The organism is Clostridium aromativorans, assembly GCF_020908015.1.
GTDB classification, from domain to species: Bacteria; Bacillota; Clostridia; order Clostridiales; family Clostridiaceae; genus Clostridium_B; species Clostridium_B aromativorans.
The window spans coordinates 25,533-52,445 of the sequence record NZ_JAJJPB010000012.1 but is presented as its reverse complement, the minus strand read 5'-3'; the positions used below and the strand labels follow the sequence as shown (position 1 = coordinate 52,445).

Annotated in this window: 22 protein-coding genes and 1 tRNA gene; 16 read left to right on the top strand and 7 right to left on the bottom strand. The window is 34.2% G+C overall.

What is annotated here, in order from left to right; genetic code table 11:
• Positions 1–2 precede the first annotated feature (2 nt).
• The 10 genes from LN736_RS10485 to LN736_RS10440 all read left to right on the top strand — a co-directional run bounded on the left by LN736_RS10485 (position 3) and on the right by LN736_RS10440 (position 11,093).
• The gene (locus tag LN736_RS10485) at positions 3–1,457 is read left to right on the top strand and encodes a 4-hydroxyphenylacetate 3-hydroxylase family protein (protein WP_150355355.1); all 1,455 of its coding nucleotides are present in this window, start codon (positions 3–5) and stop codon (positions 1,455–1,457) included.
• Positions 1,458–1,511: 54 nt separating this feature from the next.
• Entirely contained in the window at positions 1,512–1,796 is a 285-nt protein-coding gene (locus LN736_RS10480; protein ID WP_150355354.1) for a NifU family protein, read from the top strand.
• A 9-nt stretch (positions 1,797–1,805) separates the two neighbouring features.
• On the top strand, positions 1,806–2,069 hold the full coding sequence (locus LN736_RS10475) for a hypothetical protein (protein ID WP_150355353.1): 264 nt from the start codon (positions 1,806–1,808) through the stop codon (positions 2,067–2,069).
• 14 nt (positions 2,070–2,083) lie between these two features.
• Positions 2,084–3,385: an acetyl-CoA hydrolase/transferase family protein gene (locus tag LN736_RS10470; protein WP_150355352.1), complete on the top strand. Its 1,302-nt coding sequence runs from the start codon at positions 2,084–2,086 to the stop codon at positions 3,383–3,385.
• 70 nt (positions 3,386–3,455) lie between these two features.
• Positions 3,456–4,841: a hypothetical protein gene (locus tag LN736_RS10465; RefSeq protein WP_150355351.1), complete on the top strand. Its 1,386-nt coding sequence runs from the start codon at positions 3,456–3,458 to the stop codon at positions 4,839–4,841.
• A 171-nt stretch (positions 4,842–5,012) separates the two neighbouring features.
• Entirely contained in the window at positions 5,013–6,005 is a 993-nt protein-coding gene (locus LN736_RS10460; RefSeq protein WP_150355350.1) for an NADH:flavin oxidoreductase, read from the top strand.
• Between the two features lie 18 nt (positions 6,006–6,023).
• On the top strand, positions 6,024–7,148 hold the full coding sequence (locus LN736_RS10455) for a DUF362 domain-containing protein (protein WP_150355349.1): 1,125 nt from the start codon (positions 6,024–6,026) through the stop codon (positions 7,146–7,148).
• A gap of 281 nt (positions 7,149–7,429) precedes the next feature.
• Positions 7,430–8,530, top strand: a complete 1,101-nt coding sequence (locus tag LN736_RS10450; RefSeq protein ID WP_150355348.1) for a 2-hydroxyacid dehydrogenase — start codon at positions 7,430–7,432, stop codon at positions 8,528–8,530.
• Positions 8,524–9,360: a class II fructose-bisphosphate aldolase gene (locus LN736_RS10445; RefSeq protein ID WP_150355347.1), complete on the top strand. Its 837-nt coding sequence runs from the start codon at positions 8,524–8,526 to the stop codon at positions 9,358–9,360. The genes LN736_RS10450 and LN736_RS10445 overlap by 7 nt, the downstream gene beginning before the upstream one ends.
• 227 nt (positions 9,361–9,587) lie before the next feature.
• Complete coding sequence (locus LN736_RS10440) at positions 9,588–11,093, top strand: FGGY-family carbohydrate kinase (protein WP_150355346.1); 1,506 nt, start codon at positions 9,588–9,590, stop codon at positions 11,091–11,093.
• A gap of 86 nt (positions 11,094–11,179) precedes the next feature.
• Here the strand turns inward: LN736_RS10440 and LN736_RS10435 are convergent, their stop codons facing one another.
• Together LN736_RS10435 and LN736_RS10430 are read right to left on the bottom strand one after the other, a co-directional pair.
• The gene (locus LN736_RS10435) at positions 11,180–12,637 is read right to left on the bottom strand and encodes an aminotransferase-like domain-containing protein (protein WP_150355345.1); all 1,458 of its coding nucleotides are present in this window, start codon (positions 12,635–12,637) and stop codon (positions 11,180–11,182) included.
• Positions 12,631–13,305, bottom strand: a complete 675-nt coding sequence (locus tag LN736_RS10430; RefSeq protein ID WP_150355344.1) for a LysE/ArgO family amino acid transporter — start codon at positions 13,303–13,305, stop codon at positions 12,631–12,633. The genes LN736_RS10435 and LN736_RS10430 overlap by 7 nt, the downstream gene beginning before the upstream one ends.
• Before the next feature lie 371 nt (positions 13,306–13,676).
• Here LN736_RS10430 and LN736_RS19115 point away from each other — a divergent pair, with 371 nt between their 5' ends.
• The 6 genes from LN736_RS19115 to LN736_RS10400 all read left to right on the top strand — a co-directional run bounded on the left by LN736_RS19115 (position 13,677) and on the right by LN736_RS10400 (position 20,709).
• Positions 13,677–14,525, top strand: coding sequence for a MurR/RpiR family transcriptional regulator (locus tag LN736_RS19115; protein ID WP_207707983.1), 849 nt, complete (start codon positions 13,677–13,679; stop codon positions 14,523–14,525).
• Between the two features lie 476 nt (positions 14,526–15,001).
• Positions 15,002–15,799: an electron transfer flavoprotein subunit beta/FixA family protein gene (locus LN736_RS10420; RefSeq protein ID WP_150355342.1), complete on the top strand. Its 798-nt coding sequence runs from the start codon at positions 15,002–15,004 to the stop codon at positions 15,797–15,799.
• A 79-nt stretch (positions 15,800–15,878) separates the two neighbouring features.
• The gene (locus LN736_RS10415; protein ID WP_150355341.1) at positions 15,879–16,880 is read left to right on the top strand and encodes an electron transfer flavoprotein subunit alpha/FixB family protein; all 1,002 of its coding nucleotides are present in this window, start codon (positions 15,879–15,881) and stop codon (positions 16,878–16,880) included.
• A 2-nt stretch (positions 16,881–16,882) separates the two neighbouring features.
• Entirely contained in the window at positions 16,883–18,304 is a 1,422-nt protein-coding gene (locus LN736_RS10410; RefSeq protein ID WP_229981516.1) for an FAD-binding oxidoreductase, read from the top strand.
• 166 nt (positions 18,305–18,470) lie between these two features.
• The gene (locus tag LN736_RS10405) at positions 18,471–19,238 is read left to right on the top strand and encodes an IclR family transcriptional regulator (RefSeq protein WP_150355339.1); all 768 of its coding nucleotides are present in this window, start codon (positions 18,471–18,473) and stop codon (positions 19,236–19,238) included.
• A gap of 16 nt (positions 19,239–19,254) precedes the next feature.
• Positions 19,255–20,709 carry a 4-hydroxyphenylacetate 3-hydroxylase family protein gene (locus LN736_RS10400; protein WP_229981515.1) on the top strand — a complete coding sequence of 485 codons (1,455 nt, stop codon included), beginning with the start codon at positions 19,255–19,257 and terminating at the stop codon, positions 20,707–20,709.
• A gap of 279 nt (positions 20,710–20,988) precedes the next feature.
• Here LN736_RS10400 and LN736_RS10395 read toward each other — a convergent pair.
• From LN736_RS10395 to LN736_RS10375, 5 genes are all read right to left on the bottom strand, one after another.
• Positions 20,989–21,064, bottom strand: a tRNA-Thr gene (locus LN736_RS10395).
• A 105-nt stretch (positions 21,065–21,169) separates the two neighbouring features.
• Positions 21,170–22,504: a replicative DNA helicase gene (locus tag LN736_RS10390; RefSeq protein WP_179978235.1), complete on the bottom strand. Its 1,335-nt coding sequence runs from the start codon at positions 22,502–22,504 to the stop codon at positions 21,170–21,172.
• 65 nt (positions 22,505–22,569) lie between these two features.
• Entirely contained in the window at positions 22,570–24,468 is a 1,899-nt protein-coding gene (lonC, locus tag LN736_RS10385) for a Lon family ATP-dependent protease (protein ID WP_150357033.1), read from the bottom strand.
• Between the two features lie 12 nt (positions 24,469–24,480).
• On the bottom strand, positions 24,481–24,924 hold the full coding sequence (gene rplI, locus LN736_RS10380) for a 50S ribosomal protein L9 (protein ID WP_150357034.1): 444 nt from the start codon (positions 24,922–24,924) through the stop codon (positions 24,481–24,483).
• Positions 24,925–26,910: a DHH family phosphoesterase gene (locus LN736_RS10375; RefSeq protein WP_179978236.1), complete on the bottom strand. Its 1,986-nt coding sequence runs from the start codon at positions 26,908–26,910 to the stop codon at positions 24,925–24,927.
• Positions 26,911–26,913: the final 3 nt, after the last annotated feature.

Genomic DNA, 26,913 nt, shown 5'->3' with positions numbered 1-26,913 from the left:
CGATGTCTTTAATGACAGGAGAAGAATATGTGGAGAGTTTGCGCAAACTAAAGTTAAACGTTTATTATCTGGGGAAAAAAGTAGAAAGCCCTGTAGATAATCCCGTACTTCGTCCATCTCTTAATTCTGTGAAGATGACTTATGATCTGGCTCAGCAGCCGGAATACGAGGATCTTATGACGGTAAAATCAAATATAACAGGCGAGAAGGTAAATAGATTTACTCATTTGCATCAAAGTACCGAAGATCTGGTAAAGAAAGTTAAAATGCAGAGATTATGTGGACAAAAAACTGCCGCTTGTTTCCAAAGATGTGTTGGAATGGATGCATTTAATGCAGTATACAGCACTACTTTTGAGATAGACAAACAGTACGATACTAATTATTTTGAAAACTTTAAAAAATATTTGGCATATGTTCAAGACAAGGATCTCACAGTTGATGGAGCAATGACAGACCCTAAGGGAGATAGAGGATTATCCCCAAGTAAACAAGTTGATCCGGATTTGTACTTGAGAGTTGTAGAAAGAAGGCCGGACGGAGTAGTAGTTAGAGGTGCAAAGGCTCACCAGACAGGAATTTGTAATTCTCATGAAGTTCTGGTAATGCCTACACAGGCTATGAAACCTGAGGATAAGGATTATGCAATATCTTTTGCAGTTCCTACTGATACAAAGGGAATAACCATGATAATTGGGAGACAGTCCTGTGACACAAGAAAACTGGAAAAAGATGCTGACATTGATGTAGGTAATAAGAATTTTGGCGGTGTAGAAGCACTGACGGTATTTGACGATGTATTTGTTCCAAATGACAGAATATTTTTAAATGGTGAAACTGAATATGCAGGTATGCTGGTGGAAAGGTTTGCAGGATATCACAGACAGAGCTATGGTGGTTGCAAAGTTGGAGTGGGAGATGTACTTATAGGAGCTGCCGCACTGGCTGCCGATTATAATGGAGTGCCAAGGGCATCTCATATAAAGGACAAGTTGATAGAAATGATGCATTTGAATGAAACACTGTATGCCTGTGGAATTGCCTGCTCTTCTGAGGGATATCCAACAAAAGCGGGCAACTATCAGATAGATTTATTGCTTGCAAATGTATGTAAGCAGAATGTAACGAGATTTCCATATGAAATTGTAAGGCTGGCGGAAGATATAGCAGGAGGTCTTATGGTTACAATGCCTTCAGAAAAGGATTATAAGAGCCCTGAAGTAGGCAAATATGTAGAAAAATATCTAGTAGGGACTGCATCTGTTCCCGTAGAGAACAGAATGAAAGTACTCAGGCTTATAGAAAACTTGAGCCTAGGCACTGCAGCAGTGGGCTATAGAACTGAGTCCATGCACGGTGCAGGTTCACCACAGGCACAGAGAATAATGATATCAAGACAGGGAAATCTGGGCCAGAAGAAATTGTTGGCAAAAGCTATAGCCAGAATAGAAGAATAGTGAATATAAAGATGGGGTGATTTTCACCCCATGAGTAAAATGAGGTGCTGCATTATGGAAGAAAAAATATTGGAAGTAATTGATAAAAACATAAGACCTTATTTAAATAGTCATAATGGGGATATCCAATTTATTGGAGTGAAAGATGGAGTAGTTAAAATTAGGCTTTTGGGCCAGTGCAGCAATTGTGCTTTATCCAAGGACACTGTAAAAAACGTAATTGAAACTTCTTTGAAATTAAAAATCGAACAGGTAAAAAAAGTAGAAGTTGTAGATTATATAAGTCAGGACACTTTAGATCTAGCAAAAAAAATATTAAATAAGGATTTGGATGACTGAGTGCTGAACGTGGGGATTAAATATTGCGGAGGGTGTAATTCCAGATATGATAGAAAGAAATTTTTATATAATTTGAAAAAAAGTTTTAGGTACAATTTTGAAGTAGCTCAATTGGATAAAGTGTATGATATATTGATAATTTTGTGTGGATGTAGTAGCTGCTGTGTTAACTACAGCGAACTTAAATTTAAGTTTAAAAAAATATTGGTGAGATCTGAAGAAGATTTTAATGAAGTTAAAAATCTGTTAGATCAATATTCCGATGAAATATAGGGGGAATTATCTTTATGAATTGGAAGGATATATATAAGAAAAAATTGGTGAATGCAGAAGAAGCTGTTTCTAAAATAAAATCTAATGACAGGGTAGTTATTGCACATGCTACTGGGGAACCCCTGGATATAGTAGATGCGATGGTTAAAAATAAAGAAAATTATGAAAACGTAGAGATAGTTCATATGGTAGCCATGGGCAAAGGTGAATATGCTAAACCCGGAATGGAAAAATATTTTCACCACAATTCACTGTTTGCAGGAGCTACCACCAGGGATGCTGTAAATTCAGGCAGAGGTGATTATACACCTTGCTATTTCTATGAGGTACCGGATTTATTTAGGAATGGCTATTTGCCGGTGGATGTGGCAATCATACAGGTAAGCAGGCCGGATAAATATGGCTATTGTAGTTTTGGAGTTTCCAATGATTATACCAAACCGGCAGCGGAAAATGCCAAACTTGTAATTGCGGAAGTAAATGAAAATATGCCAAGGACTTTGGGAGATTCATTTATACATGTATCGGACATTGACTATATAGTGGAAGTTTCGCATCCGCTTATAGAACTGAAGCCGGCTAAATTGGGAGAAGTGGAGAAGTCCATAGGGAGATACTGTGCATCTTTAATTGAAGATGGTTCAACTCTTCAGCTTGGTATAGGTGCCATTCCAGATGCTGTACTTATGTTTTTGAAAGATAAAAAGGACTTGGGGATACATTCTGAAATGATATCAGATGGTGTGGTAGATTTAGTAAATGCAGGGGTTATTAATAATAGCAAAAAAACTCTTCATCCTGGGAAAATAGTTGTGACATTTTTAATGGGTACGAAAAAATTATATAATTTTGTAGACGATAACCCTATTATAGCCTCTTATCCTGTAGATTATGTAAATGATCCTAGAATTATTATGCAAAACTATAAGATGGTGTCAATAAATTCCTGCGTTCAAGTAGATTTAATGGGACAGATATGTTCTGAAAGTATAGGATTAAAACAGATAAGCGGAGTTGGAGGACAAGTGGATTTTATAAGGGGAGCCAATATGGCCAGGGATGGTAAGGCAATTATAGCCATACCTTCTACTGCGGCAAGGGGAAAAGTTTCAAGAATAGTTTCACTGCTGGATACTGGTGCTACGGTTACTACTAATAGATGTGATGCAGATTATGTGGTTACAGAATATGGTATTGCTCATCTTAAGGGAAAGACTCTGAGAGATAGGGCTAGAGCTTTGATAAATGTCACTCACCCGGATTTTAGAGAACCGTTGATTAGAGAATTTGAGAAGAGATTTAATGATAAATTTTAGTAAATATATAAAGAATAAAAATGAGTGAAGGATATATGTAAAAATAAAAATGAGTAAAGGAGAATAATTCATGGCACATAAAAGAGAATATGGAAAAGAGTGCCCTTATATACCAGCAGGTCCGTTCAAAATACGTATTCCAGGAGTGCACTATAGGTTTGAAATTGCAGATTATGTTCAGGGACTTTTGATGTGTGCTGTTTGTCTTGGTGCTATCCCCATGCTTCAGCAGTATTTGGGAATGCCATTTGAAGTTGCATTGGCCATTGTCGTTCTTAATGGAATTCTTTACTGCACTCATGTCTTGCTGGGTGATCCGGTTGTACCGGGATGGGTTACACCTGCCATACCACTTTTAATGTTGTATGTCAGTGAATTCCCTATGGGTCCTGAAAGAGTACAAGCACTTATTGCATTTGAATTGAGTTTAGGTGTTTTTGCTGCTTTCCTTGGTATTACAGGGTTGGGCAAGAAAATAATTACACTGATACCAAACTGTATGCAGGCTGGTATCATAATGGGAGCTGGAATTGCAGCCGTAAATACTGTATTTGGAAAAACTGGATATTTCCAAAAATATCCCTGGTCAATTGCAATATGTATAGGTTTGGCATTTTGGCTGTTATTTTCAAATTATTTTAAGAGCTTGAGAAATAAAAACAAAGTTCTTCAGGTAATTTCAAATCTGGGGATTTTGCCCTGTATATTGCTGGCAGTAGTAGTAGCTCCGCTCGTAGGAGAAACTATGTGGCCAAGTATTAAATGGGGATTTTCGAACCCTTCCTTTGGAGAACTGTGGAGTCATTGGACATTCTGGTCCATAGGCTTTCCATCGGCGAAAATGTTTATACAGGCCATACCAATGGTATTTTCAGCTTATGTAATATTATTTGGTGAAATGATTCAGGCACAGGCATTATTGGAAGATGCAGGAAAAGTTCGCCCGGATGAGTTTATAGACTATAATCCTAACAGATCGCATTTAATATTTGGACTGCGTAATTGTTTAATGTCAATTATAGGCCCTGATATAACTATGTGCGGCCCTCTATGGGCAGCTATGCAGGTTGTGGTATGTGACAGATATAAACATGGTAGAAAAGCCATGGATTCTATAAACGGAGGTGCAGGTTCATTCAGGTTTGGTACTTTAACAGGTTATTTCTTAATGCCTATAGTTACTCTTGTCACTCCAATTTTAAATATAGCACTGGCTTTGACCATGATGGTTCAAGGGTATGTTTCTGTGAGAATAGGAATACTGAAAGCACGTACTATAAATGATTTGGGAATTGCAGGTGTAATGGCTGCTGTAATAGTTGCAAGAGGTGCTGCCTGGGGTCTTGCCGTAGGCATAGTGTTGAGTTTATTGGTGTTGCTTGGCAATAAAAAGAATCTGGATGTAAATATTTTTGTTAGAGAAGATAAAAAAACGGAAATTAAAGAAGAAGCTTAGAATTTATGTGTTTTAAAATAAGGGTTTTCTAAAAAATGAGAGTTATATAGTTTTTAGAGAACTCTTATTTATTTTTTACTTTAAAATGCGAACTTTTTTAAGGTAAGGTTAAAATGCGTGATTTGGGATGTGGTATAATGTTATTTAAAGATTGTAATTGGGGGTATGAATATGTCATATTTACTTAAACCGCTTGAAACAGACAAATTAGCTTTAAAGAATAGGTTGATTATGCCGCCGATGGCTACCTCAAAGTCCAGGGAAGATGGAAAAGTAAGTGAGGATATATTGAAATATTATGATGAAAAGTCAAAGGGAGGATATATATCGCTTATCATTATTGAACATAGTTTTATTGCTCAGGCAGGAAAGGCAAGCAAGAAACAGCTCTCTATATCAGATGACGGTTTAGTGGAAGGCTTGAAAAGATTATCTGAAATTATTCACAGGAATGGTTCTAAAACCATAATGCAGATTAACCATGCCGGCAGTGCTGCCAGTAGGAGTATTACGGGTGCTGAAGTAGTTGGTCCTTCTGCTGTGGCAAATCCGATAAAAGGAGATATGCCGAAAGAACTTACCTGTATGGAAATTGAAAATATAGTTAAGCAGTTTGAGGAAGCGGCAATTCGTGTAAAAAGGGCCGGATTTGACGGTGTTGAAATTCATTCTGCTCATGGTTATTTTTTAAATCAATTTTTTTCTCCTCTTACCAATAAAAGAACTGATGAATATGGAGGAAATGTAAAAGCTAGAATTAAAATACATCTTGATATCATCAGGGCGATCCGTGAATCTGTAGGCGATGATTTCCCCATTTTTTTGCGCCTAGGTGCTTCTGATTATATGCCGGGAGGAAGTACTGTTGAAGATAGTAAAATTGCAGCCCTGGAATTTGAAAAAGCAGGGGTTGATGTACTTGATATTTCCGGTGGATTTTGCAGGTATACTTTGCCTGGAAATACTTCGCAGGGGTATTTTTCACCTCTTACTGAAGAAATTAAAAAAGTTATATCCATTCCTGTCATTTTAACGGGCGGAATTACAGAAGTTCAGGCTGCTGAAACACTGCTGTCTGAAAATAAGGCAGATCTCATTGGAGTAGGCAGAGCTGTATATAGGGATTCCAGTTGGGCTAAAAAAGCTGTTGAGAGTCTTGAATGATCATAATGAGGTGATCTTATGAAAAGTAGCGTATATTTTGTAACCTTAAGGGCTAGAAAAGCAAAAGAAAATAAAATAACCAAGATAAAAAAATTATTTGATAAAGCGGGATTTAAAGATCTTCTTAATAAGGGAGATTTAACTGCTATAAAAATTCATTTTGGTGAGCTTGGAAGCGATGGGTATATCAACCCTGTATTTGTAAGACAAATTGTCGACAAGGTAAAAGAAGCTGGTGCGAATCCATTTTTAACTGACTCAAACACATTGTATTCTGGAAGCAGATCAAATGCGGTTGACCATGTAAACACAGCAATATTGCATGGATTTAATTATGCGGTAGTAAATGCACCTGTGATAATAGCAGATGGCTTGAAAGGTGAGAATGTAAGGGAAGTGGAAATAAATAAGAGACATTTTAAAAATACGAGGATATCCGGTGTCATAGTTGGGGCTGATAGTATGATTGTAATGTCTCATTTTAAGGGTCATGAAGTTGCGGGATTTGGTGGAGCCATTAAGAATTTGGCCATGGGATGTGCAAATCCTACAGGTAAAAAAGATCAACATTCCATAAGGCCTAGTGTGAATATAGAAAAATGTATAGGCTGTGGGCAGTGTGCAAAGGTATGTCCTCAAAAAGCCATAACCCTTGAGGATAAAAAGTCATCCATAGATAAGATGAGATGTGTAGGATGTGGTGAATGTATGACAGTTTGCCCTGTTAAGGCCATTGAATCAGGCGGTGAAGTGGAATCAAAAATATTTACTGAAAAACTTACCGAATATGCTTATGGGGCAGTGAAGGGAAAAGAGGGAAAAGTAGGATATATAAACTTTATAATTAATGTAACACCTGACTGTGATTGTGTTCCCTGGAGTGATACTCCCATAGTGCCGGATATAGGAATACTGGCATCTGTAGATCCAGTGGCTCTGGATACCGCTTGTTATGATTTAGTAAATAAAGCAGTAGAATTGAATAATACATTTTTAAAAGATAATGAGCACCATGACCATGATTATCACCACTGTGAGGATAAATTTAAAGCTATGAGAAAGAATACTTACGGTGAGGTTCAACTTGCTTATGGAGAAAAAATAGGTCTCGGTTCTAGAGATTATAAGTTGATAAACCTATAACTTGATTTTTTGTTTTGTATTGATGAGAATTTATGGATTTATAATACAGTCCAATTGGACTATGTTATAAATCCATGTTTAATTAACTTAGTTTACACGGAAAGTAGCTGTTGACAAATAAAATAAATTATGACATACTGTATTTAGTAATAAATTTACTGCTAAATATACTAATAAGTCGTAAATAAACTGATGTAAAATATATTTAGATTTTAGAGAAAACTTATATTTATTGCCGTGAAAATTTAAATAAACTGTTTTAATAAGAGGAGGACATAATTATGGGAAAGAAAGTAAAGGCATTGTTAATAGGAGATGCTATGATTCCGGGAGAAAGCTTCGAAGGAGCTTGTAAAAAGTATCTGAATGAATTTGTAGGAGAAACTAAGGTTGGCAATTGGGAATCTGACTGGGGTAAACTTCAAAATAGAAGGCTGGAAGTAGAGAAAAAGGGACCTGAAATAGAAGAAGTCGATTCACTGATAAAAGCTGAAGGAAAAGATGCTTCCATGCTCATGGGACTATTTTTACCCGTTTCTTCAAAAGTTTTTGAAGCTATGCCGAAACTGCGTATAGTAGGGGTATCCCGTGCAGGACTTGAAAACGTAAATGTTGAAGAAGCTACAAAAAGGGGAATACTTGTTTTTAATGTAAAGGGAAGAAATGCAGAGGCAGTTTCTGACTATGCAGTCGGAATGCTGTTGAGTGAATGTAGAAATATTGCCAGAGCTTTTCATTCAATTAAAGGAGGAAAATGGAGAAAAGAGTTTTCCAATTCCAGCTGGGTTCCGGAATTGAAAGGAAAAAATGTTGGTATTGTGGGATTTGGATATATAGGACGACTTGTAGCTAAAAAGCTTTCTGGTTTTGAAACAAATACCATGGTATATGATCCATTTGTGGATGATGAAGTTATAAAAAAAGCAGGTTGTACTCCCGTAGATAAAGAAACTTTATTTAAAGAAAGTGATTTTATAACACTTCATGCTCGTTTAAGTGAAGAAACTAAAAATCTAGTAGGTGAGAAAGAAATAGGATCTATGAAGCCTACAGCTTATCTTATAAATACTGCAAGAGCAGGACTTGTGGAGGAAAAAGCACTGTTGAAGGCATTGAAAGAGAAAAAAATAGCCGGTGCAGGACTGGATGTGTTCTGGACAGAACCTATACCTGAGGGCAGTGAGTTCTTGGAACTGGACAATGTGACTTTATCCACTCATATAGCAGGCACAACTAAGGAAGCTTTGAGCAGATCGCCGGAACTTCTTATGGAAGACATCGAAAAATTGTTGAAGACAGAAGAGACCAGATTTATAGTAAACCCTGAAGTGCTTGAGAATAAAGAATTTAAAAAGTGGCTCAACGAGGTGAGAGGATGTTAGTAAATTTATCATCAATGTTAAAAGATGCTCATTTGAAGAAGCATGCTATAGGTTCTTTTAATGTATATAATTTTGAAACTATAAAAGGTGTACTGGAGTCGGCGGATGAGTTAAAGAAACCTGTCATAGTGGCATTTGGAGAAAAATATTTAGGCAATATGGATTTAAATACTGTGTATGCAGTAGTAAATTCCCTGGCTAAAAATATCAGTACTCCAGTTGCCCTTCATCTGGATCATTGTAAATCCTTTGAGCATATTATTCAGGCCATTAGAGCAGGATTCACATCTGTGATGTTTGATGGATCCAGCCTTAGCTTTGAAGAGAATTTACGTAAGACAGCTCAAATAGTATCTATTGCGCATGCAGTGGGGGTAACGGTAGAAGCGGAACTTGGGGCATTATCACGTGGAGATTATTCAAATGAAGACGAGGGAAAACAGATTTACACAGACCCGGATCAAGCAGAAGAATTTGTAAAAAAGACAGAAGTGGATGCTCTTGCCGTATCAATAGGAACTGTTCATGGTATGTATAAGGGGGAACCTAAGATAGATATAGGAGTGCTAAAGGCAATATCCTCAAAGATAGACATACCCCTGGTATTGCATGGCGGTTCAGGAACCCCTCAAGCCACTATTAAAGAGTGCATATACAATGGCATCTGCAAAATAAATGTAAACACTGAAATATCGATGTATACTGTAAATAAGATAAAGGGAGCACTTAAGTCAGATACGAATTATCATCTTTCAAAAGTGTCTTTAATGGAAGTAAAATATGTTAAAGAAGTTGTAAAAAAATATATGAACATGTTTTATGATGCATAAAGTGATTTTTATGAACGATAATTGATGTGATTTTATATCTTTAGGATTAAAATATTGAACTATTTTTAGAGGAACATATGGATATGTTCCTTTAAAAAATAGTTTAATTAATACCTTTTTGTAAGCTTAATTAAAAAGAAGGACAATCTGCTGAATTACTGGGGTGTAAAATAATTTGTTATAAAATGAATACGTTTTATAAAATAACTTTTAAATGGAGGTAAGTTATGGAATACGCAATTATAATTGATGTAGGTACATCCAGTTTGAGATCTATAGTTTATAGCTTAAAAGGTCAGTTTATACATGAGGAGTCTAAGGAATATCATACAGTGATAACGAATGGTAATGAAGTGGAGCAGGATCCTGAAAGCTGGCACAATGCATTGGTTTTTACACTTATGAATACTGCTCAGTATGTAAATAGAAATAGGTTGAATATATGTACAATTGCGGTGACTTCTCAGAGGGCATCTGTAATTCCGGTAGACATAAAAGGTAAACCATTGTTTAATTCTGTTATGTGGCAGGATAAAAGGAGTAATACACAGTGTTTTGAGATTTCAAATATAATTGGTGCAAATGAGATCTATCGTAAAACTGGATTGAGGTTAGATCCTTATTTTTCAGCACCTAAAATGCTTTGGATTAAAGAAGAGCAGCCTGAAATATATAAAAATACACATAAGTTATTAGGTGTACAAGATTTTGTTATATATTTACTTACCGGGAAGTTTATTACGGATTGGACACAGGCATCGAGAACTATGCTTATGAATATAAAGAATTTTAACTGGGATGAGGAATTGCTCAATGAAATTGGGATAGATAAAGAATTGCTGCCTGAACTCTGTGCCCCAGGCTCAATAGTGGGGAATTTGACACAGGAGATGTCAAGAATTACCGGGTTAAAATCAGATATTCCTGTAATTATAGGGGGTGGAGATCAACAGTGTGCAGCTTTGGCCTTAAATATATTGGCACCGGGTTCTGCAGAAGCTAATACGGGTACAGGATCTTTTGTAATTGCGTTTTCTGAAAAGCCTGCTTTTGACGGGCAGATGAGAACGTTATGCAGTGCTGCAGCTGTTCCTGGCAAATGGATAGCTGAAGCTGGTATCTTTAATACAGGTGCTATATATAGATGGCTTAAGGAACAGTTTTACAAAGAAAGCAGTGGAGATTCTTTTAAGATGTTAAATGATGAGGCCATTGAATCTACAGTAGGTGCGAATGGTGTATTGCTGCTTCCACATTTTCAGGGTAGTGCGGCACCTTACTGGAATCCTATGGCAAAAGGTGTGATTTTCAATCTTACCTTGGGAACTAAAAGAGGAGATGTGGCGAGAGCTGTACTTGAAGGAATTGCTCTTGAAATAGCCGATAATATTAACCTTATTGAAAATATATCCGGTGAAATCAACAGCGTCAATGTAGCAGGTGGAATGACTAAATTTGATTTATTTGATAAAATTCAGGCCAGTGCATTCGATAAAAATGTAATAAAATATGAAAATAGTGAGGCAAGCTCTCTTGGGGCATTGATAAGCTCTTCTGTTACATTAGGTGTTTATGATGATTATAATGAAGCATTTAAAAACATATGTAATGCCAGACAGGAGGTATTTGAACCGGATAAGAACTATGTAATAAAATATAAAGAACTTTTGAAGAGAAAGAACAGTCTTTATAATGCTTTGGAAAAGGGTGATATCTATAAATTATTTAATTGAAGAGATAATGGCAATTAAATAATTTATAGATACAATGATAGTGCTCTGCTTTACAGATTTCTGAAGAGTAGAGCATTATATTTTAATTATTCTAAGTCAAAATGTGAATTCCTAATTATATCGGAAAGTTTTTTTAGTCCAAATTGCAAATCCTGTATAGAAGCATAAGAATATGAAATTCTTATATTATAATTTGTATTGAAATCATACATATATCCTGGATTGATAAGAATTCCGTTTTTACAGCACCTGTAAAAAAGTTTGGTCATATTTATTTTGCTGTTCAATCTCATCCATATATAAAAGCTTCCTTTTGGTATATTCCACAGAGCTATGTCTGAAAAATATTTCTCAAGAATTTTTATTGTAATGTCTCTTCTTAATTTAAGTTTTCTCCTGAGTTTTTTGAGGTATGCTTCATATAATCCGCTCTTTATCCATTCTGCAGCTGCATACTGTGAGATAGAACTTGCCCCATAGTCTGTTTGCATTTTCACATCTCCTAAACGCTCTATAACAGCTTCAGGTCCTATTACCCATCCGATTCGCATTCCCGGAGCTAAAGATTTTGAAAGGGTATTCATATAGAGCACTATTCCATTTTTGTCCCTTGACTTCAAAGTGTCAGGAGGAATTTCTTCCATCCATAATTCCCTGTAAGCATCGTCTTCAATAATAGGGAGTCTTTCACGAGTGCATAAATTTAATAAATCATCCCTTCTATCCTGTGACATAATTGTACCTGTAGGGTTATTGAATGTAGGTATGGTGTATAAAAGCGAAGTGGTATTATCCAAGTTTTTCAAGATCTCATTTAATTTAACTCCATCTTTATCCATAGATATCCCCTTTAATTTAGTCCCCCAGGATTCAAATACGTGAAGTGATTTTATATAAGAGGGTTTTTCTACAAGCACAGTAGAACCGGGTTTTAATATACTCATTGAAATCAACTGAAGTGCTTGAAGAGATCCTGAGACGATCAATATAGAAGAAGGCGATGCATTTATGTGAAATTTTTTAATATGCTGGCTTATAATTTCTCTTAAATATAATAAACCTTTAGGCCTCTCATATCCCAGGGATTTTATTTTATTGGAGATAGTACTGAATACATTTTTCATCATTTCTTCTGGGAATAACTCAGGAGAAAGTTCTCCTGTTCCAAGTCTTATTATATTATCACTGTACTCAAGTTTGTTTATAATTTGAATCGTAGGTAAATTGGGCTGCTGTATTCCATTTTTTATATAATGCTCCCAATTTCCAGCAGGTGTTGAAGCCATTAAAGACCAGGTGTTATTTATAATTACAGTACCTTTTTTACCTCTGCCTTCAATCAACCCATCTGCTTTTAATTCATCTAAGGCTTCTATCACAGTACTTCTGTTTACTTCAAATATTTTTGCCAGCTCTCTTTGTACTGGAAGTCGTGTTCCTACAGTCCACTCTCCATTTCCTATTTTCTCTTTTATATAATCTACAATTTGTCTGTACAGCGCAGTGGAAGAATTTCGTTGGGGTTTCCAATCTATATTTAACATATATGTTCAGATCCTTTTACAATAATATAATTTAAGAGATTATCTATGAATTTAGTATTTGACAATTCTTGAATAAAATTAAGGCCCAGTTTCAATCCATAATAAATTATTACTATACCGCATATTATATTGATGATTCTTATGGATTTTTTGTTAAAACTATGCTTAAAGATGGATACTATGGTTGTGAGAAATATAAACCAGAAAAACGAGGCCGTACAGGATCCAAATATAAAAAATCCAGAATTTTCATAGGACATGGATGCCTTAAATCCACCTAAAAGTAAGGAGCCGTCAATAATAGCCTGGGGATTCATCCATGTGACTATAAAACAAGAAGCTATTGTTTTAGTTAAATTTTTTTCTACAGCTGCTTTCCTGTTTATATATGTTGTACTTAGTATAAGATTTAGCCCAATATATATGACAACTATACAGCCTACAAGTAAAACGAAAATTTTTAAAACTTTCAACCTCTCAATTATAGTTCCAATTCCCCAAAAGCAAGTAATGGCAAGAGAAATATCAAAGAATATTGTTATGAAAGCTATTTTGTAGGCATCGGTTTTTTTATTTGACATGGCAGAATTAATGACATATAGATTCTGCATGCCTATAGGTGCTACATAAGAAATTCCAAGCAGTAGTCCCTGTATAAAGTATTTCATTACTTTTTCATCTCCAAGCATTTATAGTTGATATAATCAATTATAAATGCTTTTACAGGAAGATGTCTGCAACCAGAAATCGAAAATTGTACCAACCAGAAATTTTATATAATTAAAAGCTCATTTTACCTATGTAAAATTCGTATAATTGGGATTTTAAACAAGTATAACATTTATGGGTTTAGCGAATCAATGCTGGAGTTTTACTATTTATGGTCATTGACATATATGGATAAATGTATTACTATTAATGATAGTAAATTAATTACTAATTTTTATATATAAGGGTGGTATATTTACTATATTTAGTCCATCAAATTAGTATTAAATAGTATATAGTACTTTTAATTAATGTTAAGGAGAAAATTGTTGTGAAAGATAATGTATTTACTATAATAAGAACAAAATATAACCTTCTGTCACCTGTACAAAAGAATATTGCAGATTTTATCTTAAATAACAGGAATGAGGTTATCCTTCTTTCCATAAGCGATCTTGCAAGTAAATGTAATACCAGTGAGACAACCATAATGAGATTCTTAAGAAAAATAGGGTTTAGCTCCTATCAGGTGTTTAGGGTGAGAACTGCTCAGGACATATCCGCAGATTCAACTCAGGCCATATATGAAGAGATCAAGCCTGATGACAGTACAAGTGATGTTAAGGAAAAAGTTATATTTTCAACAGTAAATTCTATAAGGGATATCAGCAATATGGTAGATGACGAGTCGATTGATAAAGTGACAGATTTAATTTTAAATGCTAGAAGGGTGTTGTTTTTTGGAATGGGTGCATCCGGAATAATTGCGAAAGATGCATTTCATAAGCTTTCGCGAATTGGGTTAAATGTTTTCAATTGTGATGATTCTCATATAATGAATATAGTATGTGCTCATACGGTTCCCTCTGATCTGTTGTTTATAGTTTCACATTCAGGTGAAAGCTATGAAGATCTGGATTGTATAGACATAGCAAAAGAAAATGGTGTTAAAGTTGTAGCTTTAACAAGTTATATTCATTCCACAATAACTGAAGTTGCGGATGCTGTATTGTTGAGTTCTACAAATGAGACAAAATATCGTTCAGATGCAATGGTTTCCCGTATTGTACAACTCGTTATTATAGATATACTCTATGTGAAATTGATTTTAAAGATGGGACCCTCCAGTATAAAAGAGGTCAACAAGTCACGTCTGGCTGTAGCCAGAAGAAAAAGATAATTTAAGAAATTAGATAACTTTATTAAAATACCCTATAATATAGAAATTTTTTATATTCCTATATTATAGGGTATTTTAATAAAAGAGAAAGACGATTTCAAATTAACACAGAAAAATAGTATATAATGAAATGAGCTATTTTAATATATGCTATATTAACTATAAGAATAAAATATTTATAGATGACAGATAATTCAGAATAATAAATTTATTTTTACATGATAATGATTACATTTAATGGCTTTAAATAATTATTGAATGTGCAATGGATTACATTATAGAAAATTTTTAGATAATTTTCTATTTGAGTATTGAACTAATTTTATATTTGTTTTATAATACACATGTAAAATAAAATATATGATTTTACTATGTGAAATTATATATTTTATATATCGTTTAAACGAAGATTAGAAATAAAACAATATTATTCAAAAACATGGTTTTGATTTTTAAAAAGATAAGGAGTGTAACATATGAAAATTATAGTTCCAGTTAAGCAAGTGCCTGAAACAAGCAATGTAAAAATGGATCCGGAAAAAGGTACTATTGTTAGAAGTGGTGTTGAAAGTATAATAAATCCTATGGATTTATATGCAGTAGAAACAGCTGTACAGCTAAAAGAAAAATATGGTGGAGAAGTTATTGCCTTATCCATGGGACCCCAGAGTGCTGTGGCCTCGATTAAAGAAGCAGTTTCTATGGGATGCGATGATGGAATATTGTTATCGGATAGAAAATTTGCAGGATCGGATACATGGGTTACATCATATGTTATATCACGTGCTGTAAAAAAGATAAAAGATTTTGATCTTGTAATTTGCGGTGAAAGAGCAACAGATGGAGAAACAGCTCAAGTTGGGCCGGGAATTGCATCTTTTCTTGACTTGCCTGTAGCTACATTTACAAGTGAAATAGTTTCCGTAAGTGAAAACGATATAGGTATAAAAAGACTTGTGGAAGATGGGTATGAACTTTTAGATATGAAATTACCTGCTGCGCTAACTGTTTCGAAGGAGATATGTGCTCCAAGACTTCCAAATTTTAAAGGCAAAATGAAGGCCAGAAAAATGGATGTTAAAGTATGGAATGCTGAAGATATAGAAGCTAAGGACGAATTTTTAGGGCTCAAGGGCTCTCCAACAAGAGTAGTTAAAATAGATAGCCCTAAAGTAGCTCGAGAGGGTCAAAAATTTGAAGTTAAAAGTGAAGAAGATGTAGATAAGGTTGTAGGAAATATTTTAAATTATCTGTCATCTAAAGCAATAATATAAATAAGTGTACAAGTTATTAATTAAACTTATTTTTTACTGTAAAAGAATATTTTAAATTATTAAAGTAGGAGGCATTTATATGAAAGAAATATGGACACTTGCGGAATTTAGATGTGGCAGTTTAAATAGTATATCTTTTGAACTATTAAATAGGGGTAAGGAACTTGCAAAGAAATTAGACGCACCACTTTCTTCTGTTATTATAGGAAATAATATTAAGACTGAAGATATCAATGAATTGATAGCAAGAGGTGCAGATAAGGTTTATGTTGTTAATGACAGCCATCTTGAACATTTCATCGTTGAATCCTATGCAAAAGTTTTAATATCTCTTCTTAAGGAATTTAAGCCGGATATATTTTTTGCAGCAGCTACGACTACAGGAAGGACTCTGATGCCTTACGTAGCCATAAAAATGAAAACGGGATTGACGGCAGATTGTACAGGCCTCGATATAGAAGAGGGCACAGGTAATTTACTTCAGACAAGACCAGCAATAGGTGGTAATATACTTGCAACTATAAAGACACCTAATACAAGACCTCAAATGTCTACGGTGAGACCACATTCAATGAAACCTATGGCAGCTGATGAAAGTAGAAAGGGAGAAGTTATAAAAAGAGAATTTATAGATGATTCCTCAGAGGTTAAGACCAAATTCATTAAATTTTTAAAAGATGAAACCCAACAGGTAGGTATACAAGATGCAAAAATTATTGTAGCTGGAGGCAGGGGATTAGGAAAGGCTGAAAATTTTAATGCTTTGGAAGAATTAGCAGAAATATTTGGAGGGGAAGTTGGTGCTTCCAGAGATGTTGTTGATAAAAATTGGATGACCTATCCTCATCAAGTTGGATTAAGTGGCAAAACTGTTTCACCTAATCTATATATGGCAATAGGCATTTCAGGTGCAATTCAACATATTGCTGGTATGCAAACTTCAGAAAATATTATAGCTATAAATAATGATCCCGATGCGCAAATTTTTAAAGTGGCAGACCTTGGTATTATAGGTGATTTAAATGAAATTCTTCCGCCTTTAATAAAAGGGATCAAAGAATATAAGAAAAAGGAGGCTTAAAAATGAAATACAATAAAATTACACCACAGATTATTGATGAGCTTATAGAAATTGTCGGAGAGAGAAATGTCATTTATGATAATGAAAATTTGGAGCAGTATTCACATGATGAAATAGCAGAAAAGGTTTATGCTCATATGCCAGAAGTCGCACTTAAACCATCAAGTGAAGAAGAGATCTCAAAAATAATGAAATTGGCAAATAAATATCTAATACCGGTAACTCCGAGAGGAGCGGGCAGCGGTTTATCTGGCGGAGCTGTTCCGCAATATGGGGGAATAGTAATATCCACTGAGAAAATGAATAAAATACTTGAAATAGATAAGGAAAACTTAATGATTGTCGTGGAGCCTGGAGTTGTAACAAATGAAATAAATGATGCGGTAAAAGAAGATGGATTATTTTATGCAGGTTACCCTATGAGCGTTGAGTCATGCTATGTAGGTGGAAATATAGCTGAAAATGCTGGAGGTGGAAAAGCTGTCAAATATGGCGTCACTGGAAGATATATTTACGGTCTTGATGTTGTAACGCCAACTGGTGAAATAGCTCATCTGGGTGGAAAAAGAGTAAAAGATGTGGCAGGCTATGATTTAATACATTTAATGATAGGTTCAGAAGGTACTCTTGGTATATTTACCAAGATATATATAAAGCTTATGCCTCTTCCTAAAGAAACAATAGATTTGCTTGTATTATTTAAGGATATAGATAGTGCAATAAGCATGGTTCCCAAAATAATGACTTTTGGAAAAGTTATACCAACTTCCATAGAGTTTATGGATGCGGCATCATTTGAAAATTCTTGTAAATACCTAAACGAAAATATTTCATCTGAAGGCTCAGGTGCAATGCTTTTAATTGAGTTGGATGGAAATAGTAAAGATGAATTGGATAATGAAAGTGAGATAATTGGGAATCTATGCATGGATAATGGGGCTATTGATGTATATATCGCAGATAATGCTACTACATCTGAAAGAATGTGGAAAATAAGAAGGAATATAACTGATGCATGGAAGCAGACAAATCCTCATGTAGTGCTAGACGATGTGGTTGTTCCAGTGTCCAAGATACCTGAATGTATGAGAAAAATGCAGGAATTGTCTAAAAAATATGATATTCCTATTCCATGCTATGGACATGCAGGTGACGGAAATCTTCATCCAAATCCTCATAAAAACCCAAATTCTACCTTGGATGAATGGTATGAAAAAATACCTAGATTGATGTCGGATATATATAAATTGTGTGCGGATCTGGGCGGTTCGGTTACAGGCGAGCACGGTATAGGAAATAAGAAAAAACCATATTTGAAATTTGTTCTGGAGCCTGTACAGATAGAGATGACAAAGAGAATAAAAAAGGCGCTTGATCCCAATCTCATCTTAAATCCTGGGAAAATAGTAGATATATGTGATTAGCTTAAAAATGAATTGACATATAAATTATTTTTACTTTAGTCTATAAATTATATGATTTTTGTACTCAAAGATATTATTATTATAATTAGTTATTATAAGAGACTATGCAAAAAAAATCAGATTAAGCTAAAAATATAAAAAATATGAGGAAAAAGGTGAGTACAAAATGGAAAATTTAGAGTCTAAATTATTAATTCAATCAATTATAAGAGGGGTAGATGTCTTTCAGTGCTTTAAAGATGATAATACCGAGATGGGTATAAAGGAGATAAGCGGTATTGTAAATTTATCTGAAAGTACAGTGTACAGAATATTGAGCACACTGGAATACAGGGGAATTTTAATCCAAAATAAAAAAAATAAAAAATACAGACTTGGGTTAAGCTTGTTAAAAACAGTTAATAGAATGAACAATTTCAAAAGTTGGAGCATGGAAGCCAATAACTGTATGATGGAATTGCAGCGTGAATTCAATGAAACAGTTAATTTAGCAGTAAGGGACGAGGATAATGCAATATATATAAATTCAATAGGTTCTTCACATGTTTTAAGACCTAATTTGGAAATCGGATCTAAATACCCTTGCCATTGTTCGGGACTGGGGAAATGTCTTTTGATGGATTTTCCCGAAAATAAGTTAAAAATGTTATTGAAATTTCCTCTTAAAAAATTTACCGATAAGACCATTGTAAATATGGATGCATTGATGAAAAACCTTAAAAAGGGAAGAGAAAATGGATATATATTGGATTATGAGGAATTTCAAATTGGGCTTGTATGTATATCAGCGCCTATAAGGGCATTTGGAAATAAAATAGTAGCGGCAATTAGTGTATCTATACCTACTGTAAGGGTTAATGATAAAATCTGTACTAAAATCAAGGATAAGGTGGTTAAAACAGCTAGAGAAATTTCCATGAAATTAGAAAATTAAAAGGGGGTAGGATCTTATGTCTTTAATGACAGGAGAGGAATACGTAGAAAGTTTGCGTAAATTAAAATTAAATATATATTTGTTTGGAGAAAAATTGAGCAACCCAGTAGATAACCCAATGCTTGTACCATCACGTAACTCTGTAAAAATGACATATGATCTAGCGCAGATACCGGAATATCAAAATCTGATGACAGCGACTTCAAACTTAACGGGGGAAAAGATCAATAGATTTACCCACTTGCACCAGAGCACGGAGGATTTAGTTAAAAAAGTAAAAATGCAGAGATTATTAGGACAAAAAACAGCTTCGTGTTTTCAGAGATGTGTGGGAATGGATGCCATAAATGCCGTTTACAGTACAGCTTATGAAGTAGATAAGGAATATAATACTAATTATCTTGACAATATTACTGGCTTTATAAAATATGTGCAGAAAAACGATCTGACTGTTGACGGAGCCATGACAGATCCAAAAGGTGATAGAGGCTTGTCACCGAGTAAACAGGCAGATCCGGATTTGTTTCTAAGGGTAGTTGAAAGAAGACCTGATGGAATTGTAGTGAGGGGGGCGAAAGCTCACCAGACTGGAATCTGTAATTCGCATGAAGTCCTGGTAATGCCGACAGTTTCAATGAGACCGGAGGATAAGGATTATGCAGTTGCATTTTCTGTACCTGTGGATACTGAGGGCATAATGATTGTAGTCGGCAGACAGTCCTGTGATACGAGAAAACTTGAAGAACTTTCTGACATTGATGTTGGCAATAAGAATTTTGGAGGAATGGAAGGCCTGGTAATATTTGACGATGTGTTTGTACCGAATGACAGAATATTTTTAAATGGAGAAACTGAATTTGCAGGAGTACTTGTTGAAAGGTTTGCAGGCTATCACAGGCAGAGCTACGGTGGATGTAAATCTGGGATGGGGGATGTGCTCATAGGAGCAGCAGCTTTAGCTGCTGAATACAATGGAGTACCCAGGAAGTCCCATATAAAAGATAAATTAATAGAGATGATGCATTTAAATGAGACTTTATATTCCTGCGGTGTTGCATGTTCCTGTGAAGGTTGTAAACTCGCAGCAGGAAATTACCTGGTTAATTTGCTGTTAGCCAATGTCTGCAAGCAGAACGTGACTAGATTCCCCTATGAGATTTCAAGGTTAGCTGAGGATATTGCAGGTGGTTTGATGGTTACTATGCCTTCCGAAAAAGATTTCAAAAATCCTGTTACCGGCAAGTATTTGGAAAAATACTTTAAGGGAACTTCTAGTATACCTACGGAAGACAGAATGAAAGTGCTGAGACTTATAGAGAATTTATGTCTTGGTACAGCTGCAGTAAGCTATAGGACTGAATCCATGCACGGGGCAGGTTCACCTCAGGCACAGAGAATAATGATAGCTAGACAAGGTAATTTGGACCATAAAAAATCCTTAGCAAAAGCAATTACAAGAATTGAGGAATAGGACTTGGGGGATAAATGGAGAATATAGACAGATTTATGTAAAATAGATTTGATTTAGTTTTATATAACTGGGAATTTTGATTTTCAGTTATATTTTTTTATATTTGAGTAGAGAGTCAAGAGTGTGAAGTCTTTTATGATATTATTAACAAATAGCTATATACCCTTTCTTAATTTTTAAGAACTTATTTTATTATTCATTTCTATACACATAAAAAAGCCCCAGCCATTTACTAAATTTTACTATAGTAAATAGATGGGACAAAACCGTTGATTTAACTGGTGCTCCCAGCAGGAGTCGAACCTGTGACCTACTGATTACGAATCAGTTGCTCTACCTACTGAGCTATAGGAGCAAAGACACAATACTATTTTAATACAAATCCTGACTATAATCAAATATAAATTAATTTTATTTCACAATATTATTCTTTACTAACAATTCACAATGATATATTGACTTACTCTTGATGAATTACGTCAAGATTCCCAAATTTACTGAACTGTCCCATCCATGCCAGTTTTACCGTCCCCGTAGGACCATTTCTCTGTTTCGCAATAATACATTCTGCTATATTTTTCTCTTCTGTTTCCTTGTTATAGTATTCATCTCTATATAAAAACATAACTATATCCGCATCCTGTTCTATGGATCCAGATTCTCTCAAGTCAGAAAGCATAGGTCTATGATCTGTTCTTGCTTCTGGGGCACGTGATAACTGAGATATAGCAATAATAGGACACTGCATTTCCTTGGCAAGAGCTTTAATAGATCTTGATATTTCCGACACTTCCTGCTGTCTATTCTCTGAACTTCTTCCTCCTCTCATAAGTTGAAGATAATCCACAATTATGATATCTATACCCTTCTCTATTTTCAATCTCCTGCATTTAGATCTCATTTCCATAATTGATATACCAGCTGTATCATCTATAAAAATTTTTGAAGCAGCCAAAGGCCCTGAAGCTCTAGCAATATTTTCCCAATCTTTATCTTCCAAATTTCCAGTCCTGAGTTTTAACATATCTATATGGGCTTCAGAACATAATAATTTATACGCCAGCTGTTCTTTTGACATTTCAAGAGAAAATACAGCTACTTTTTTCCCTTCTCTCAAAGCTGCATATTCTGCTATATTAAGTGCAAAAGTCGTTTTGCCCATGGAAGGTCTTGCTGCTACTAGAACCATATCTCCTTTTTGAAATCCTGAAGTTTTGGCATCTAGTTCTCTAAATCCTGAAGCTATTCCTGTAGTTTCACCCTTATTGTTAAATAATCTTTCTATCTCCAAAAATCCTCTTTCAAGCACCACATTCATAGGCTCAAACTCCGATGTTTTCATATTGTTGGAAAGATCAAATATAGATTTTTCAGCCATATCAATGGTTTTTTCCACATCATCTTGATTATTATAGCTCTCCTCTATTATTTTTGTAGAAGCTTTAATAAGCTTTCTAAGGGTAGATTTATCTTTGATAATTTTTATATAAGATTGCAAATTAGCTGTGGATACAATAGATCCGCTTAGCTCGCTTATATAAGTTATTCCTCCGGCAGCATCAAGCTTGGACTTTGATTTTAAATTTTCTGTCAATGTTATTATATCAACAGCAATATCTTTTCTATATAGATCAAGTATGGAATCAAATATAACTTTATGGGCATCTTTATAAAAATCCTCAACCTTTAAGACCTGCATTGACTCCACTATGGCGGTTTTATCAATAAGCATTGATCCAATTACACTTTGTTCAGCCTCTATATTATGAGGTATATTTTTAAAAGGTACATCCATGGGAACCTCACTCCTAAGATTTTAATATTAAGTAAATTTATCTAGATTCACAATACCCACGATATCTATTCAAACATTATATCCATAAGTTCTTCTATATTGGATATAGTTCTTATCTTTATATCCTCGATATCATCAGATACATCTCCTAAATTTTCTTCAGGTATTAATACAGTTTTTATTCCCTTTCTTTTTGCACCGTAGATCTTTTCGAAGATACCCCCTACAGGCTTTATATTACCTCTTAAAGATATTTCACCTGTTACTGCTATATCCTGCCTTAAAGGTTTATTTAATAGAGAACTTATAATACATACCGTAATAGCAGCCCCTGCTGAAGGTCCGTCAATCTTTCCACCTCCTATTATATTCACATGTATATCATAATCCCTTATATCCTTATCAGTAGTCTTTCTTATAACCGAAGCCGCATTAAACACCGAATCCTTTGTCATACTTCCTGCAGTATCATTGAATCTTACAATTCCCTTCCCATTCTCTTTAGCTTTAAACACCACTGATTCTATTTCTATAGTATCTCCTATATATCCCATCACTCCTAATCCATAAATATGCCCTACTTCATATTTCTTTCTTGGAATAATTTCTTCAAAAGAAACAAGTCTACTTATGGATATAACCTTTTGCAAGTCATCTACTGAGATATTAACTTTATCCTTTATACCCTCAGCTCCACTATTATAGAGTACATAACCATAGGCATCCGCTAATATATTGACTGCCTTTCTTCCTTCAATGGTATATTTGCTTATAAGCTCAGATACACCATCTTCTATTTCTATATGAAGCTTATCAGCTGCATTTTCCACTATTCTTTTTATATCTTTTATAGAAAGTGGTTCAAAATAAACTTCAGTGCACCTAGATCTCAATGCAGGATTTATTTCACTAGGAGCTTTTGTAGTAGCACCTATTAGTAAAAAATCTGCTGGAGCTCCTTTTTCAAACAAATACTTTATATATTTGGGGATATTTTCATCATCTGGATCATAATATGAAGATGAAAACTGAACTCTCTTATCTTCTAACACTTTAAGAAGCTTGTTCTGAAGCATTTCATCTAATTCGCCTATTTCATCAATAAAAAGTACTCCTCCATGAGCCTCAGTAACAAGCCCTAATTTAGGCTCTGGTATACCAACTTCCGCTAGATCTCTTTTCGTACCCTGATAAATAGGATCATGTACAGAACCTAGAAGAGGATTTGTAATCTCTCTAGGATCCCATCTTAAAGTACTTCCATCTACTTCTACAAACTTAGCATCACTGCTAAAAGGAGTAAATTTCAACCTTTTAGCTTCTTCAAGGGCAATTCTGGCAGCTGTAGTTTTACCTACTCCTGGAGGCCCATATAAAATTATATGCTGCGGATAAGGCGATGCTATTTTCGAAATCATTGATTTTATGGCCCTTTCCTGACCCACAATTTCTTCAAAGCTTTCAGGTCTCAAAAGTTCCTGAATGTTTTTCCCAAATATTTTGGAATCCATCACTTCAAGCTTTGCATACTTTTTTAAAGTCTTTGCATTTTCGCACCCTTTTTGTTTCCTTATAATATTAAGCCTTATATCATCCATATATTTATCTTGACGTTCTATAAGATTTTTCTCCACTTCTTTTTCAATACTGTTTCTAACATACCTTTCCGCCAAAATTTCTGCAATCCAATTATTAGTATCCTCTAACGCATTCTGTGCTTCTGATTGATTTGGTACAATATCCAGACCTTTTCCATCACTTACTATTTTATTTAGAGCATATAATCTCTCTAATACATTTTTACTATTTACATAGTTTTGAAGCTTATACTTTACTATCCTGGATTTTATAGTGCCCTTATCCATCATTTTTTTCAATAAATTATTCAGTACATTCACTTGAGTATCTAATGATACAGAATTATTTATATCCTTTTTTAATCCGTCCATAAACTGCAGTTTCACAAATTTTCCTCCTTATTCTTCTTCAATAACCACTTTTATCTTAGTAGATATTTCAGGGTACAATTTAATCTCTACAAAATAGACACCAAGTTGCCTTATATTATTAATCACTATTTTTTTCTTATCTACGTTTATATTAAATTTCTTTTTAAGCTCATCCGAAATATCCTTACCCGTTATTGAACCAAACAATCTTCCATTTTCTCCCGATTTTACTGTCAGTCTTATTTCTTTCCCCTTTAAATTTTCTGCAAGTTTTTGTGCCGCTTCTATTTCTGAAATCTTCTGTTTTCTCTGTGCCTCCTTTTTATTGTTCCATATATGAAGATTTACATCATTTGCTTCCTCAGCAAGTCCTTTGGGTATCAAATAATTTCTTGCATATCCATCTGAAGTTTTTACTACCTCTCCTTTTTCCCCTAATGATTTCACGTTTTTTAGTAATATAACTTTCATTTAATTTTCATCCTCCTCGACATATTTCTTTATAACAGTTTTTAATTTTTCCAGTGCTTCATCTATAGTTACAGCTTCTAATTTTGCTCCTGCCATAGTCATATGACCACCACCCCCTAAAGCTTCAAGTATAATCTGTACATTTATATCACCTAAAGATCTTCCACTAATAAATATCTCGTCTTTTATTTTAACAAAAACAAAAGAGGCTTGAATACCAGTAATATTTAGCAGTTCATCTGCTGCCTGGGCAATTAGCAATATAGTTCCTATTTCTTCAGGACATATTGCTATGGCAATGTTATTATATATTTTTGCTGATTTTATAATTTCAGCTCTTTTTAAATAGGTATCCAGATCGTCAGAAAAAAATTTTTTTACATTTATAGTATCTGCTCCCAATCTTCTTAAAAAAGAGGCAGCTTCAAAAGTTCTCACTCCAGTTTTAAAATAGAAATTTTTAGTATCCACACATATTCCTGCAAGAAGAGCTTCTGCCTCTATAGTTTTTACTTTCGGTTTTTCCACCATATATGGTAACATTTCAGTAATTAGTTCAGAAGTAGAAGAAGCATATGGTTCAATATAATTCAGAAGAGAATTTTCAATAAAATCCGGAGGTTTTCTATGATGATCAATTATGGCCATTCTATTGAACTTTTTAACCAAATCCATATTTTGAACATATCCTTTACTATAAACATCTACTATTATGAGAAGACTGTTTTCATTTACATTATCTTCGCAATCCCTACTGTGTACAAAAGCATTCCCATATTCTTCCTCTTCTTTTATCTTATTCAGTATGAGTTTTATACTCTCATTACTATTATCCAGTATTATAAAGCATTTCTTATTCAATTGAGTTATTACGCTATGTAAACCTGCTGAAGAGCCCAAGCAATCTATATCAGGATTAATATGACCCATAATAAATACATTACTGCTGTCCCTTATTATATCTACAAGTGCCTGTGCTATCACCCTTGCTTTTACTTTGGTCCTCTTTTCAACTTCCTTGGTCCTGCCGCCATAGAACAATAACTTATCTTGAGTTTTTACTACTGCTTGATCTCCACCTCTTCCTAGTGCCAATTCTTTGGCTGATACCGCATATTTTTCATTTTCTTGTGGACTTTCTCCTCCTCTTCCAACACCTATGCTCAATGTCACCGAAAGTTTATTTCCCATATTTATTTCTCTTACAGCATCAAGTATTTCAAATTTCTTTTCCATTTCTTGTTCTATATATTTGTTTTGTACACAAAATACATATTTATTTGATTCATACTTCCTTACCATGGAATTTAAACTTTGAGCGTATATATTTATAGTTCTCTCTATTTCAGCTATTATAAGAGGCTTATCATCTTCCTCCATAGTTTTTATAACATCATCAAAATTATCTACTTCTATCAGCATTATTGTATTTTTATTCGCATCTATAGAAGACATAATATTATATGAATTCGTCACATCATAAAAATATAATATCATAATCTTATCTTTGGAGTCTTCAGAAGTTTCCACTATATTTGCATATATATCATAGTGTTTATCCTCAATCTTTATATATCTGAATATATTTTCTCTTCCATTTGCAGCTTGTTTTATGTTAAAATCTCCAGCTATATTTTTAATATTCTGCCCCAATATATCCTTACCTTTTAATATAAGTGAAAAATTCTGATTATACCATAATACATCACCGGTCATTTTTATTATAACAAGTGGAAATGGCAACTTTACAAGAGTACTTCTAGTAGCTACATCAAGTTTAGATGAAAAATCCTCTATAAATTCCTTCCATCTGTTCTTTCTAGATCTGGTATTTTTTATATTATAAATTATAAGAAATACATATAAAAAAGTAGCTGTAATACCTATATTTATATGCCCATATAATATCAGCATTAAAATAAGCACTGCAATTATTATCATATATACCTTATTGCTATTTATAAAATAATTGTACTTATTATCCATTAA

Coding starts and splice junctions, on each gene's coding strand:
- LN736_RS10485 (WP_150355355.1), top strand. CDS start 3: ATGTCTTTAATGACAGGAGAAGAATATGTGGAGAGTTTGCGCAAACTA.
- LN736_RS10480 (WP_150355354.1), top strand. CDS start 1,512: ATGGAAGAAAAAATATTGGAAGTAATTGATAAAAACATAAGACCTTAT.
- LN736_RS10470 (WP_150355352.1), top strand. CDS start 2,084: ATGAATTGGAAGGATATATATAAGAAAAAATTGGTGAATGCAGAAGAA.
- LN736_RS10465 (WP_150355351.1), top strand. CDS start 3,456: ATGGCACATAAAAGAGAATATGGAAAAGAGTGCCCTTATATACCAGCA.
- LN736_RS10460 (WP_150355350.1), top strand. CDS start 5,013: ATGTCATATTTACTTAAACCGCTTGAAACAGACAAATTAGCTTTAAAG.
- LN736_RS10455 (WP_150355349.1), top strand. CDS start 6,024: ATGAAAAGTAGCGTATATTTTGTAACCTTAAGGGCTAGAAAAGCAAAA.
- LN736_RS10450 (WP_150355348.1), top strand. CDS start 7,430: ATGGGAAAGAAAGTAAAGGCATTGTTAATAGGAGATGCTATGATTCCG.
- LN736_RS10445 (WP_150355347.1), top strand. CDS start 8,524: ATGTTAGTAAATTTATCATCAATGTTAAAAGATGCTCATTTGAAGAAG.
- LN736_RS10440 (WP_150355346.1), top strand. CDS start 9,588: ATGGAATACGCAATTATAATTGATGTAGGTACATCCAGTTTGAGATCT.
- LN736_RS10435 (WP_150355345.1), bottom strand. CDS start 12,637: ATGTTAAATATAGATTGGAAACCCCAACGAAATTCTTCCACTGCGCTG.
- LN736_RS10430 (WP_150355344.1), bottom strand. CDS start 13,305: ATGAAATACTTTATACAGGGACTACTGCTTGGAATTTCTTATGTAGCA.
- LN736_RS10420 (WP_150355342.1), top strand. CDS start 15,002: ATGAAAATTATAGTTCCAGTTAAGCAAGTGCCTGAAACAAGCAATGTA.
- LN736_RS10415 (WP_150355341.1), top strand. CDS start 15,879: ATGAAAGAAATATGGACACTTGCGGAATTTAGATGTGGCAGTTTAAAT.
- LN736_RS10410 (WP_229981516.1), top strand. CDS start 16,883: ATGAAATACAATAAAATTACACCACAGATTATTGATGAGCTTATAGAA.
- LN736_RS10405 (WP_150355339.1), top strand. CDS start 18,471: ATGGAAAATTTAGAGTCTAAATTATTAATTCAATCAATTATAAGAGGG.
- LN736_RS10400 (WP_229981515.1), top strand. CDS start 19,255: ATGTCTTTAATGACAGGAGAGGAATACGTAGAAAGTTTGCGTAAATTA.
- LN736_RS10390 (WP_179978235.1), bottom strand. CDS start 22,504: ATGGATGTACCTTTTAAAAATATACCTCATAATATAGAGGCTGAACAA.
- rplI (WP_150357034.1), bottom strand. CDS start 24,924: ATGAAAGTTATATTACTAAAAAACGTGAAATCATTAGGGGAAAAAGGA.
- LN736_RS10375 (WP_179978236.1), bottom strand. CDS start 26,910: ATGGATAATAAGTACAATTATTTTATAAATAGCAATAAGGTATATATG.